We start from the raw sequence: 12,669 nt of genomic DNA on the forward strand, positions 1-12,669 counted from the left end.
TATGAGTATTGAACGTCCCATCCCTTCGTAGGAGTATAAATATGTCTTGGTCCAAACCTGCTTACACTGATCTGCGTATTGGTTTCGAAGTCACCATGTACTTCGCCAGCCGTTGATTGGCTGAGTAATACAACGCCTCGGTTCGCCCGGGGCGTTTTTGTTTTGAGCTTTACTGATGGAGCGATCATGTTTGTCCAGATTCTAGGTTCCGCCGCCGGCGGTGGCTTCCCGCAGTGGAACTGCAACTGCGTGAACTGCGCAGGCTTTCGCGACGGCAGCCTGCGGGCCCTGGCGCGTACTCAATCATCCATCGCGATCTCCGACGATGGCGTCAATTGGGTGCTGTGCAACGCGTCACCGGATATCCGCGCACAGTTGCAAGGCTTTGCACCGATGCAACCCGGCCGTGCCCTGCGCGATACCGGCATCAGCGCGATCATCCTGATGGACAGCCAAATCGACCACACCACTGGCCTGTTGAGCCTGCGCGAAGGCTGCCCACACCAAGTGTGGTGCACCGACATGGTTCATGAAGATTTGAGCACCGGCTTCCCGCTGTTCACCATGCTCACGCACTGGAATGGCGGCCTGGCCTGGAACCGCATTGAGCTGGACGCCAGCTTCACCATCCCCGCCTGCCCCAACCTGCGTTTCACCCCGCTGCCACTGCGCAGCGCCGCGCCGCCCTACTCGCCGCACCGCTTCGACCCGCACCCTGGCGACAACATCGGCCTGATCGTCGAAGACCTGCGCACCGGCGGCAAACTGTTCTACGCCCCGGGCCTGGGCAAGGTCGACGCGCCGCTGCTGGAGATCATGGCCGGCAGCGATTGCCTGTTGGTGGACGGCACGATGTGGGACGACGATGAAATGCAGCGCCGTGGCGTCGGCACCCGTACCGGTCGCGAGATGGGCCACTTGGCACAGAACGGCCCCGGCGGCATGCTCGAAGTACTGGAGCAGTTGCCCGAGCAGCGCAAGGTGCTTATCCACATCAACAACACCAACCCGATCCTCGATGAAGACTCCCCCGAGCGCGCTGAGCTGGTGCGGCGTAATGTCGAAGTGGCTTACGACGGCATGAGCATTGAGTTGTAGGAGCAGACCACATGACTGACACACCGCTGACGCCTGCCGAGTTCGAGCATGCCTTGCGTGCCAAGGGCGCCCTCTACCATATCCATCACCCGTACCACGTGGCGATGTATGAAGGCAGCGCCACCCGCGAGCAGATCCAGGGTTGGGTCGCCAACCGTTTCTACTATCAAGTGAACATCCCGCTCAAGGATGCCGCGATCCTGGCCAACTGCCCGGACCGCGAGATCCGCCGCGAGTGGATCCAGCGCCTGCTTGACCACGATGGCGCCCCCGGTGAAGACGGCGGCATTGAGGCCTGGTTGCGTCTGGGCCAGGCCGTCGGCCTCGACCCGGACCAACTGCGCTCCCAGGAACTGGTGCTGCCCGGCGTGCGTTTCGCGGTGGACGCCTACGTCAACTTTGCCCGCCGCGCCAGCTGGCAGGAAGCCGCCAGCAGCTCGCTGACCGAGCTGTTCGCGCCGCAGATCCACCAATCGCGCCTCGACAGCTGGCCGCAGCACTACCCGTGGATCGACCCCACCGGCTATGAATATTTCCGCACCCGCCTGGGCCAGGCCCGGCGCGACGTGGAACACGGGCTGGCGATCACGCTGCAGCACTACACCACCCGCGTGGGCCAGGAGCGCATGTTGGAAATTCTCCAGTTCAAACTGGACATCCTGTGGAGCATGCTGGATGCCATGAGCATGGCCTATGAACTGAACCGCCCGCCCTATCACAGCGTGACCAAGCAGCGGGTGTGGCATAAGGGGATCGCCCTATGAGCGTTGATCGCAGCAGAAAACCGACCTGGCGCCAGGGCTATCGCTACCAATACGAGCCGGCGCAAAAAGGCCACGTGTTGCTCTACCCCGAAGGCATGATCAAGCTCAACGACAGCGCCGCACTGATTGGCGGCTTGATCGACGGCGAGCGCGACGTGGCCGCCATCATCGCCGAGCTGGATAAACAATTCCCCGGCGTGCCTGAACTCGGCAAAGACATCGAGGATTTCATGGAGGTCGCCCGTGCTGAGCATTGGATCACCCTTGCCTGAAAAACCACCTGTTGGCCTGCCGCTGTGGCTGCTCGCCGAGTTGACTTATCGCTGCCCGTTGCAGTGCCCGTATTGCTCCAACCCGCTTGATTTTGCCGAGCAGGGCAAGGAGCTGAGCACCGAACAGTGGATTAAGGTATTTCGCGAAGCGCGGGAAATGGGTGCCGCGCAATTGGGCTTTTCCGGCGGCGAACCGCTGGTGCGCCAGGACCTTGCCGAACTGATCGCCGAGGCGCGCAAGCTGGGCTTCTACACCAACCTGATCACTTCCGGCATCGGCCTGACCGAGCAGAAAATCAGCGACTTCAAGAAAGCCGGGCTGGACCACATCCAGATCAGTTTTCAGGCCAGCGACGAACAGGTAAACAACTTGCTGGCCGGCTCAAAAAAGGCCTTCGCGCAAAAGCTGGAAATGGCCCGCGCGGTGAAAGCGCATGGCTACCCGATGGTGCTGAACTTTGTCACCCATCGGCATAATATCGACAAGATCGACCGCATCATTGAGCTGTGTATCGCTTTGGAGGCGGACTTCGTAGAGCTCGCCACTTGCCAGTTCTACGGCTGGGCGCAGCTCAATCGTGTGGGGCTGCTGCCGACTAAAGAACAGTTGGTGCGCGCCGAACGCGTCACCAACGAATACCGCGCCAAGCTGGAAGCCGAAGGCCACCCGTGCAAGCTGATCTTCGTCACGCCGGATTACTACGAAGAGCGCCCGAAAGCCTGCATGAATGGATGGGGCAGCATCTTTCTGACGGTAACGCCGGACGGCACCGCCCTGCCCTGCCACGGTGCGCGACAAATGCCGGTGCAATTTCCGAATGTGCGCGACCACAGCATGCAGCACATCTGGTACGACTCGTTTGGCTTCAACCGCTTTCGCGGCTACGACTGGATGCCTGAACCCTGCCGTTCATGCGACGAGAAGGAAAAAGACTTCGGCGGCTGTCGCTGCCAGTCATTCATGCTCACGGGTGATGCGAGCAACGCCGACCCGGTGTGTAGCAAGTCCGAGCAGCACGGCATCATCCTGCAAGCGCGGGAAGAAGCCGAACACGCCACTCAGACCATCGAGCAACTGGCCTTTCGCAACGAGCGTAATTCACGGCTCATCGCAAAAGGCTGAGGGTTTCAGCGCTTGGCGATGATGTACACGGCGTGAATGATCCCCGGGAAGTAACCGCACAAGGTCAGCAGGATGTTCAGCCAGAATGCGCCGGCGAAACCCACTTGCAGGAACACACCCAGTGGTGGCAGCAGAATGGCGATGATGATGCGAATAATATCCATGGGTTCAACTCCAGAAAGTCGGCTCGTGTGAGCCGTGTAGCTAATCGACCCTGGCCGTTCGTAAGGGTTCAGTGAGTTCTGGCACTGGGCCATCCTTCAGTAAGCAGACAAAAAAACGCCCCCAGCCAAAAGAATCAGGCTGGAGGCGCCGCGTAGGCCGCGAGACGGTTCTGGAATGTGCGGTTAAACGGCGATGCCCTTGCGGCATTGCAGTTGCGCGGTGCGCACGCGGGAGAAGGCCCGGGCAAGACGCAGGAGCATTTCGTCGATGTTGCTTTTGCTCACCGTCAAGGCAGGCGTGAAGCGCAGGCAATTGGGTTGCGGGGCGTTGAGGATCAGGCCTTCGTGCAGCGCTGCCTTTAACACGGCATCTGCGCAATCATCCGACAGCGTCAGGCCCCACATCAGGCCCTGACCGAGCAATTGGCCGTGGTCGTAGCGGTAAGCCAAGCGCGCGAGCCCTTCGGCCAGGTAAAGCCCGGCTTCGCGCACCTGCTCCAGGAAGCCGTGCTCCAGCACCGCATCGAGTACCGCCACTCCGGCTGAGGCCATCAACGCATTGCCATGATGGGTGCCGTCCAACTCGCCCACCTCGAAGCAACAGGCGTTGCCCCGCGCCAGCAGTGCGGCCAACGGTACGCCGCCGCCCAGGCCTTTGCCGAGGGTGATGATGTCGGCGCGTACGCCGTACTGTTGTTCAGCGAGCAACGCGCCGCAACGGCCGATACCGGTTTGCACTTCATCAAGGATCAGCAGAATGCCCAGCTCGCGGCACAGGCGCTCGACGCCTTTGAGATAGTGTTCCGTTGCGGGAATGACCCCGGCTTCGCTCTGAATTGGCTCCAGCATAATCGCGACGGTTTGCGCATCGACCGCAGCGTGCAGGGCTGGCAGGTCGTTGAAAGGCACGTGACTGAAGCCCGGCAACTGCGGCTCAAAACGGTTTGCAATCGCGCCTGCCGAAGCCGCCATCGCTGCGAAACCGCGACCATGGCAACCGTTGCTGGCGGTGATAATGCGGTAGGCGCCGCCGCGATGCAGTTGCCCCCATTTGCGTGCCAGCTTGATCGCCGCTTCGCAGGCTTGCGCGCCGCTGTTGAGCAGGTAAGCCTGGCCGCTACCGGTGCGCTGACACAGCCTGTCGACGAGGTTCAGTTGCGCGCGGTTATACAAGCCGCTACCCGCGTTGATCAGCGCTTGAGTTTGATCGGCCAAGGCGTGGATCAACACTTGCGGGCTGTGGCCCAGGCTATTGGCGGCGCGGCCCTGGCTGAAGTCCAGGTAAGCCCGATCGTCGCTGTCCCAGAGCCAGGAACCTTGGCCGCGCACGAAAACTTGAGGCGGTCGCGCCACCGTCGGCATCAGACATTCACTGGAGAGATGGTCGCGCGGGGCGTCCAGGATCAGGTCATCCAGACTCGCCGCGGGGCGACGCATATTGAACAGGTTCACAGCTCACCCCCGATAGCAACCTGACCATGGTCGATGCAGCCCCGAAAAACCACCTTGAGGTGTTTTGCCTTGCCTATGTAACCGCTATCAACAGATACGCTGTTCATTGCCAGATCCGGCCCTGTAAACCCTGCGAATAGGCGCTAGACTAGGCGTCAAAGGGGCCAACGGCCATTTCGTTTTTCCAGCTTTTTCGATAAGTAATCCTTATGGATTTCAAGCAACTGCGTTATTTCGTCGCGGTCTATGAGGAAGGCCATGTGGGCCGTGCAGCAGAGCGCCTGTCGATCTCGCAACCGGCCCTGTCGCAACAGGTTCGCCAGTTAGAGCAGAACCTGGATGTGAGTCTGTTCGAGCGCAGCAGCAAGCGCCTGCTGCCAACGCTGGCCGCACATACCTTGTACAACCACGCGTTGCCGCTGATCGACGGCATGCAGCAAGCCGTCGAAGCCTTGCGCAACTTCAAGGGCCAGGCGATGCGCACCTTGGCTATCGGCGTGCTGCAAACCGTGCACACTAGCCTCGTCCCGCAAATGCTTGAGCGCGTGCGCAAGGCCCAACCGCATTTGGTGGTGCAGATCTACGAATTGACGGGGCTGGAAATCGAACGCCGGCTGCTCAATGGTTCGCTGGACATCGGCATCAGCTACCTGCCGCCACGTCAGCCAGGGCTGCACGGCGTGCTGTTGTATGAAGATGAGTTGAAGGTGGTCATCCCCGAAGACCATCCGCTACGCGAGTTCAAGAAAGTCTCGCTGAAACAGGCAGCCGAATTGCCGATGTTGCTGCTGGGCGAAGAGTTTCAGGTGCGGCAGATTTGGCAAGGCCAGCTCTCTAACCTGGGCCGGCGGCCGCAAGTGCAGGCGGAGCTCAATACGATGATTGGGATACTCGACAGCCTGCCCCATACCAAACTGGCGACGGTGTTACCCGGGCGCTCCCAGGACGAGCACAACAGTAAGGCACTGCTGTGGAAGCCTTTGAGTGAGCCGAGGGTAGCGCTGAAAGTGGGTTTGGTGTGCCGCGATGTGCAGCGCCAGCAAGCCACGGTGGCGTTGCTGCGCACCTTGCTGGAAGACGTGATGAACGCGCCGCAGGCACCGGCCTGACTTTTTCGCAGGCAAAAGAAAACCCCGCCGAAGCGGGGCTTTGCAGACTGTTTCCCTGACATCCATTTCACTCCGCCGTCCTGGCAGAATCCTACGTGTCCGTGTTGTTGCTTTGCGCTTCCTGCGCGACGTCCATGTGAAGTAGATTATCCGTGGATCCAATTTGGCGATAGAGGACGAATAGCAGCACGTCATGTAAGAGAATGCTTACACGCCTTGAAAGCCCTTAGAACAGTGCTTCATCCAGCAAAAACAGCGATTCGCTACCGGCTTTTACCGACGCACTCAGCGAATGAATACGCGGCAACAAGCGGGCAAAGTAGAAACGCGCGGTGCCCAGTTTGCTGGCATAGAAGTCTTCCTCAGCCTCTTTGCCCCACGCCGCCTTGGCCATGCGTGCCCACATATAGGCATAAGCCATGTAGCCAAAGGCGTGCAGGTACTCCACCGAGGCCGCGCCGATTTCATTCGGGTTGGCCTTGGCGCGGTCCAGCACCCACGCGGTCAATTCATCCAGGGCGTCCACCGCCGCGCTGAGCGGACGGATGAATTCACCCAGTTCGGCGCCCGCCGTGGCGATGAATTGGCGGACTTCGTCGGCGAACAACGTGTAGAACGCGCCGCCGCTGCCGACGATCTTGCGCCCCATCAAGTCCAGCGCCTGGATGCCGTTGGTGCCTTCATAAATCTGGGTGATGCGCACATCCCGAACAAGCTGTTCCTGGCCCCACTCGCGAATATAGCCGTGGCCGCCAAATACTTGCTGGCCAAGCACGGTGGTTTCCAGGCCCAGGTCGCTGAGGAAGGCCTTGGCAACTGGCGTCAACAGCGCTACCAGGCTGTCTGCACGCTCACGCGCCGCAGCGTCTTCGCTGAACTTGGCAATGTCCAACTGCGTCGCCACGTAAGTGGAGAATGCGCGACCGCCTTCGTTGGAAGCCTTCATGGTCAGCAACATGCGGCGCACGTCCGGGTGCACGATAATCGGGTCGGCCACTTTGTCCTTGGCCTGGGCGCCAGTCGGCGAACGGCTCTGCAGACGGTCGCGCGCGTATTCAATCGCGTTCTGGTAGGAACGCTCACCCGACGCCAAGCCCTGGATGCCGACACCCAGACGCTCGTAGTTCATCATGGTGAACATTGCCGCCAAGCCACGGTTCGGCTCGCCCACCAGGTAACCCACGGCTTCGTCGAAATTCATCACGCAGGTCGCGGAGGCTTGAATGCCCATCTTGTGTTCGATAGAACCACAGCTCACCGGGTTACGCGCGCCCAAGCTACCGTCGGCATTGACCATGAACTTCGGCACCAGGAACAACGAGATGCCCTTCGGCCCGGCCGGTGCATCCGGCAGCTTGGCCAGCACCAGGTGGATGATGTTTTCGGTGAGGTCGTGTTCGCCACCGGTGATAAAAATTTTGGTGCCGCTGACCTTATAAGAACCGTCCGCCTGAGGCTCGGCCTTGGTGCGGATAATCCCCAGGTCAGTACCGGCGTGCGCTTCAGTCAGGCACATGGAGCCGGCCCACTCGCCGGAATACATCTTCGGCAGGTAGGTCGCTTTGAGCTCCTCGCTGGCGTGGGTGTTGATCGACACACACGCGCCAGACGTCAGCATCGGGTACAAGCCGAACGCCAGGCTCGAGGAGTTGATCATCTCCTCAACCTGGGCCGAGACCGCCTTAGGCATGCCCATGCCACCGAAAATCGGATCACCGCCTACACCCACCCAACCGCCTTCGGCGTAGGTTTTATAGGCCTGAGCAAACCCCTCCGGCGTGCTGACCACGGTGTCCGCCCAGCGGCAGCCTTGCTCATCGCCATTACGGCTGAGGGGCGCGATGGATTTGGCGGTAACTTTACCCGCTTCCTCAAGGATCGCCTCAACGGTTTCGGCATCCACGGTGTCTGCCAATGCTGGCAATTGGGCCCAAGTCTTGGCGACCTCAAAAACTTCGTTGAGGACGAAGCGCATATCACGCAGCGGCGCTTTGTAATCAGCCATGGCAAACCTCGTGAGAACGTGAAGAGTGATTCGATAGGATCGGTTTTACAAGCTCCGAGTGTACCCGAAGAATTTTTCAGACACATAGAGTCAATTCATGACCATTAGGTATTTATAAGTCACACACAGATCTTGTCTGGGAGGATCAGCTCCTACAGTGCGAACATCTGAGCAGGTAAGGCCATCAGGCATTCGCTGCCCGCCTCCACTGCCGCTCGATGGGTCGCCGTACGCGGCAGCAAGCGCTTGAAGTAAAACTCGCAGGTAGCCAGTTTGGCGTTGGCAAACTCAGCGTCGTCTTGAGCCTGAGCCGCGATCGCCATACGCAACCACAGGTAGGCGAGAATGATGTAACCGCTGTACATCAAGTAATCCACAGCGGCTGCGCCTACTTCATCCGGGTTTTTCATGGCGGCCATGCCGACTTTCACGGTCAACTCGCCCCATTGCTGGTTCAGTTGGTTGAGCTGTTCCACGTAGGCCTTAAGCTGCGGATGCTCAGCATTGGCTGCGCAGAACTTATGCACAATCTTGGTGAAACCGCGCAACAGTTTGCCCTGGCTGCCCAACACCTTGCGCCCCAACAGGTCGAGGGCCTGGATACCGTTGGTGCCTTCATAGATCGGCGCAATCCGGGCATCGCGGGCCAATTGCTCCATGCCCCATTCGCGAATGTAGCCATGGCCGCCGAACACCTGCATGCCGTGGTGGGTCACTTCCAGCCCGGTGTCGCTCATAAAGGCTTTGCAGATGGGCGTGAGGAACGCCAACAGGTCTTCAGCTTCCTGGCGCTGGCCGGCATCGCTGCTCAGGTGTGCGGTGTCGAGCAATTGCGCGGTGAAATAGGTTAACGCGCGATTGCCCTCGTTGAAGGCTTTCATGGTCAGCAGCATACGGCGCACGTCGGGGTGCACGATGATCGGGTCGGCGGCTTTCTCCGGCGTCTTGGCACCGGTCAGCGAGCGCATTTGCAGGCGGTCGTTGGCGTATTTTATTGCGCCCTGGAAGCTCGCCTCACCATTGCACAGGCCTTGCATGCCGGTGCCCAAACGCGCGTGGTTCATCATGGTGAACATGCAGTTGAGGCCTTTATTCGCCTCGCCAATCAGGAAGCCCGTGGCACCGTCGAAATTCAGCACGCACGTGGCCGACGCCTTAATGCCCATCTTGTGCTCGATGGAACCGCAGTACACCGCGTTGCGCTCACCCGAATCCGCATGGAACTTGGGCACGATAAACAAGGAGATACCTTTGGTGCCCGCCGGTGCGTCCGGCAGCTTGGCCAACACCAAGTGGATGATATTGGCACTCATGTCGTGCTCGCCGGCGGAGATGAAGATCTTGCTGCCGGTGATTGCATAACGGCCATCCGCCTGAGGCACAGCGCGGGTCTTGATCAGCCCCAGGTCTGTGCCGCAGTGGGCTTCGGTCAGGCACATGGTGCCAGTCCACTCGCCGGCGGTGAGTTTGCTGAGGAATGTGGCTTTCTGCTCGTCGGTGCCATGGGCATGGATCGCCGACATCGCGCCGTGGGTCAGCCCCGGGTACATGCCCCAGGAGGTGTTGCTGGAGCCGATCATCTCGCTCAACACCAACCCCAACGACTGCGGCAAGCCCTGGCCACCGTAGGCCGGGTCCGCCGCCACGCCGTGCCAGCCGCCTTCGACGTACTGGGCGAAGGCTTCCTTGAACCCCTTGGGCGTGGTCACTACGCCGTTGTCGAAATGGCAGCCTTCTTCATCGCCGCTGCGGTTGAGCGGTGCGAGCACGTTTTCGCAGAACTTGGCGCCTTCTTCGAGGATCGCACTGACCATGTCCGGGCTGGCGTCCGTCGCGCCCAGGGCAGCGTAGTGGCGGTGGAAATCAAACACGTTGTCGATCAAAAAGCGCATGTCGCGCAGGGGAGCTTTGTACTCAGGCATGGCGATGTCTCCGGCAGCAGATGGTTTCAAGCTACTGCCGGCCACGCCCGCAAACAATCACTGTAGAACCGCTGAATACACCGCCATCACTTAACCGGCAGCACGCTCCATGCGCACGGCGCCACGCCGGGTTTGCCCGGCCGCCACCACACAGTTACGCCCGGCGCCCTTGGCCGCGTACAGCGCCTGGTCGGCGCACTTGAGCACTTCTTCCGGGGTGCGCTGCTCAGCCTGGCGCTCGGCCACACCGATGCTGACGGTCACCGACACACTCGACGCGCCGCTGCCCGCACGGCGTTGGCGACCCTGTTGATCGTCATTTGGGCGGTCCGGGTTGCGCAGCTTGATGTCGTAGTTGGCGATGATCTCGCGGATCTCCTCCAGGTGCGGCATGCATTCATCCAGCGTCTTGCCTGCAAAGACCACGGCGAACTCTTCACCGCCATAGCGGTAGGCGCGCCCGCCGCCATTGACCTTGGACAGCTTACTGGCCACCAGACGCAATACCTGGTCGCCGACGTCATGCCCGTGCGTGTCGTTAAAGCGTTTGAAGTGGTCGACGTCACTCATCGCCAGCACATAGTTACGCCCCAGGCGCTGCATCCGCTCGTTAAGGGCGCGGCGGCCCGGCAAACCGGTAAGTTCATCACGAAAGGCCATTTGATACGCCTCATGCGCCACGCCGGCCGCGATCATCAGCATCACCTGGCTGCACATGATGTTCAGGGTGAACGGCAGGATGAAGGTTTGCGGCAACATCCAGAACAGCCCCAGCAGCCCAACCAATTGCGCGGCATGCAGAGGGCGCGGCTGGTACCAGTACTGCGCCGCCAGGGTGACAAAACCAATCAGGAACATCGGGTACGAGAGCTGGATCAGGCTCATCCATCGCCCGTGCAAGGCCGGCCAGCGGATCTGCGCCAGCCAACTCAACAACGCCTGCGGGAAACTCTGCTCAAGCGCCAGCGCCAAACTGCCTACCGCGAAAAGCACGGCGCAGCGGGCCACAAAGTCGCGGAACAAGTGGGTTTTCTCCTGCCACAGTGCATAAATGCTGAACAGCAACGGCAACAACAGGCAACACAGATGGAAGACCACCGCCGCATCTTCTCGAACACGGCCGTTGTCACGGTAGTAATCGGTCTGGGTGTCCAACAGGAAGTAAACGACGTACACCGTGATCATCAGGAACAGCTCACGCTGGCGCCGATACACCGCGCAATACGAGCCGCCAAGTAACAACACCAAGGTCGGCAGTACGTTGAACAGCGAGGTGAAGAACACATTGAGGTCCTTCAAATACGCAGCCGAAAGCCCCGCCATTAATAACAGCAGTGACGGTAGGAAATGACTGAAACGTACAGCAGAAGCACGCGACAAGGGTAAAGCTCCGACCCACTCAAAAAGATGGCACAGTGCCTTCACTGCTCACAGTTAAGCACACTCAATGTGACCTGTATCACATTGCCATCACTGTAACGGCCGATCGGCCTAATCCCTGAGTGTCGCGCTGTGGTTTTTTATCACGCATCGGAACAGGGAAAGGGGCCCGCGCGATGAAACAACCACTGCTCACCGTCAATTCTGAGCAGTAGCCGCTGCAGGCTCCGCCTGAGTCCGCATAAAAAAGCGACAGCCTAGGGTTAGGCTGTCCCATCACATTTTCCGAGTGTGGTTATGAGGCGCCAAAAACACCTCAAGTCTTATAGAACGATACTTTCCCCGTTCCATGATTGACTATCAGGGCGATTTCACCATCAGGTGTGAAGGCGATACCTGCAATGTTGTCGAAGCCGGCGTAGCGACGAATGACTTGTTCCGTTTCAGTATTGATGATGTAAAGCGAATCGCGATTGCCTGGCGTCCCGCCTGGGCCCACTGCGCCAACATAGCATTCTGAACCCTTCGGCTTCATCGTAGCGCCCCAAGAGTAAGTGAAGCCGGACAGGCTCTTGGTAACAGCATTGGTTTGGGTATCAATAATCGCCAGTGAATCATTGCCGGTCACGTAGACACGAGGATACGGTTTATTGTTAGGGTTGAAGGCTATGCCTTCGGATTGGGTAAATCGGGTATAGCCTGAAACTTTCGCCAACCCCCCGCCGAGCCCGTTCGCATTCGTGATCATGGTCTCCTTACTGGTGGAGATGAATACCTGTGTTTTGTCTGGGTTGAGCGCTACACCCTCCGGCATTGGTGGCGTGGTGATACGGTTCAGAAGCGCACCCGTTTTCGTATCATGGACCGCTACGAACCCACCGAAGCTACACGCCACAAACAGGCGCGACTCATCCGCATTGAGTGCCATCCATGCACTCCTTTCGCCGCCCGAAGGCGTCATCGTCATAATTAACCTGCGCGTTGCGGTGTCGATAACTGCAATTGTTCCAGCCTTGAAACTGCTCACATACAGTCGTGAGTTATCTGCGTTCAGTAACATCTGGAACGCCGACGGTGTTCCAAAAATGGTATCAACAACCTTGCGGGAGTTGATATCGATAACTGAAACTGTGTGGTCAAGTGAATTACCTACATAAGCCAGCAACCCGTCCTTGGTGATCGTGATAGCGTGTGCGTGCAGGCCCACAGCGACAGTGGCGAACACACCTGGACTTCCTGGATTTGTTGTGGCTGCCTGAACCGTCAGTACCTGAACCTCTGACGCCACGGTAGTTCCCCCCACCGTCACCAAGTAACTTAACTTGATAGGTTGGCCCGCGCTTTGGGCGATGATTGTCGCGCTGATGGGAAATTGGACAA

General features: G+C 59.4%; 12 protein-coding genes. 6 read left to right on the forward strand and 6 right to left on the reverse strand.

What is annotated here, in order from left to right:
- The first annotated feature begins 41 nt into the window (after window positions 1–41).
- The 5 genes from pqqA to pqqE all read left to right on the forward strand — a co-directional run bounded on the left by pqqA (window position 42) and on the right by pqqE (window position 3,257).
- Complete coding sequence (gene pqqA, locus E0F99_RS11295; RefSeq protein WP_009045898.1) at window positions 42–116, forward strand: pyrroloquinoline quinone precursor peptide PqqA; 75 nt, start codon at window positions 42–44, stop codon at window positions 114–116.
- A gap of 70 nt (window positions 117–186) precedes the next feature.
- Window positions 187–1,098, forward strand: coding sequence for a pyrroloquinoline quinone biosynthesis protein PqqB (gene pqqB / locus E0F99_RS11300; RefSeq protein ID WP_083356453.1), 912 nt, complete (start codon window positions 187–189; stop codon window positions 1,096–1,098).
- A gap of 11 nt (window positions 1,099–1,109) precedes the next feature.
- Complete coding sequence (pqqC, locus tag E0F99_RS11305) at window positions 1,110–1,862, forward strand: pyrroloquinoline-quinone synthase PqqC (RefSeq protein WP_083356452.1); 753 nt, start codon at window positions 1,110–1,112, stop codon at window positions 1,860–1,862.
- The gene (gene pqqD / locus E0F99_RS11310; protein WP_083356451.1) at window positions 1,859–2,134 is read left to right on the forward strand and encodes a pyrroloquinoline quinone biosynthesis peptide chaperone PqqD; all 276 of its coding nucleotides are present in this window, start codon (window positions 1,859–1,861) and stop codon (window positions 2,132–2,134) included. Before pqqC ends, pqqD begins: the two co-directional genes overlap by 4 nt.
- The gene (gene pqqE / locus E0F99_RS11315) at window positions 2,127–3,257 is read left to right on the forward strand and encodes a pyrroloquinoline quinone biosynthesis protein PqqE (RefSeq protein ID WP_083356450.1); all 1,131 of its coding nucleotides are present in this window, start codon (window positions 2,127–2,129) and stop codon (window positions 3,255–3,257) included. The genes pqqD and pqqE overlap by 8 nt, the downstream gene beginning before the upstream one ends.
- A 5-nt stretch (window positions 3,258–3,262) precedes the next feature.
- Here pqqE and E0F99_RS11320 read toward each other — a convergent pair whose 3' ends face one another.
- Window positions 3,263–3,421, reverse strand: a complete 159-nt coding sequence (locus tag E0F99_RS11320; RefSeq protein WP_010207008.1) for a YqaE/Pmp3 family membrane protein — start codon at window positions 3,419–3,421, stop codon at window positions 3,263–3,265.
- A gap of 183 nt (window positions 3,422–3,604) precedes the next feature.
- A complete protein-coding gene (locus E0F99_RS11325; protein ID WP_083356449.1) occupies window positions 3,605–4,873 on the reverse strand; it encodes an aspartate aminotransferase family protein in 1,269 nt (422 codons plus the stop codon).
- Window positions 4,874–5,082: 209 nt separating this feature from the next.
- Between E0F99_RS11325 and E0F99_RS11330 the strand changes: the two genes are divergently transcribed.
- Window positions 5,083–5,982, forward strand: coding sequence for a LysR family transcriptional regulator (locus E0F99_RS11330; RefSeq protein ID WP_083356448.1), 900 nt, complete (start codon window positions 5,083–5,085; stop codon window positions 5,980–5,982).
- A gap of 226 nt (window positions 5,983–6,208) precedes the next feature.
- On the opposite strand, the gene E0F99_RS11335 is transcribed toward E0F99_RS11330, so the two are convergent.
- The 4 genes from E0F99_RS11335 to E0F99_RS11350 all read right to left on the reverse strand — a co-directional run.
- On the reverse strand, window positions 6,209–7,987 hold the full coding sequence (locus tag E0F99_RS11335) for an acyl-CoA dehydrogenase C-terminal domain-containing protein (protein ID WP_083356447.1): 1,779 nt from the start codon (window positions 7,985–7,987) through the stop codon (window positions 6,209–6,211).
- Window positions 7,988–8,139: 152 nt separating this feature from the next.
- Window positions 8,140–9,909, reverse strand: a complete 1,770-nt coding sequence (locus E0F99_RS11340; protein ID WP_083356446.1) for an acyl-CoA dehydrogenase C-terminal domain-containing protein — start codon at window positions 9,907–9,909, stop codon at window positions 8,140–8,142.
- Window positions 9,910–9,999: 90 nt separating this feature from the next.
- Window positions 10,000–11,289: a GGDEF domain-containing protein gene (locus tag E0F99_RS11345; protein WP_083356445.1), complete on the reverse strand. Its 1,290-nt coding sequence runs from the start codon at window positions 11,287–11,289 to the stop codon at window positions 10,000–10,002.
- A gap of 316 nt (window positions 11,290–11,605) precedes the next feature.
- The coding region (locus tag E0F99_RS11350) for a YncE family protein (RefSeq protein ID WP_207303085.1) at window positions 11,606–12,669 on the reverse strand (1,064 nt) is incomplete at its 5' end.

The organism is Pseudomonas antarctica (assembly GCF_900624995.1).
In the GTDB taxonomy this organism is placed as follows: domain Bacteria; phylum Pseudomonadota; class Gammaproteobacteria; order Pseudomonadales; family Pseudomonadaceae; genus Aquipseudomonas; species Aquipseudomonas antarctica.

Excerpts from the sequence above, each read along its gene's own strand:
- E0F99_RS11320 (WP_010207008.1), bottom strand. The coding sequence starts at position 3,421 with ATGGATATTATTCGCATCATCATCGCCATTCTGCTGCCACCACTGGGT.
- E0F99_RS11330 (WP_083356448.1), top strand. The coding sequence starts at position 5,083 with ATGGATTTCAAGCAACTGCGTTATTTCGTCGCGGTCTATGAGGAAGGC.
- E0F99_RS11335 (WP_083356447.1), bottom strand. The coding sequence starts at position 7,987 with ATGGCTGATTACAAAGCGCCGCTGCGTGATATGCGCTTCGTCCTCAAC.
- pqqD (WP_083356451.1), top strand. The coding sequence starts at position 1,859 with ATGAGCGTTGATCGCAGCAGAAAACCGACCTGGCGCCAGGGCTATCGC.
- pqqC (WP_083356452.1), top strand. The coding sequence starts at position 1,110 with ATGACTGACACACCGCTGACGCCTGCCGAGTTCGAGCATGCCTTGCGT.
- pqqB (WP_083356453.1), top strand. The coding sequence starts at position 187 with ATGTTTGTCCAGATTCTAGGTTCCGCCGCCGGCGGTGGCTTCCCGCAG.
- E0F99_RS11340 (WP_083356446.1), bottom strand. The coding sequence starts at position 9,909 with ATGCCTGAGTACAAAGCTCCCCTGCGCGACATGCGCTTTTTGATCGAC.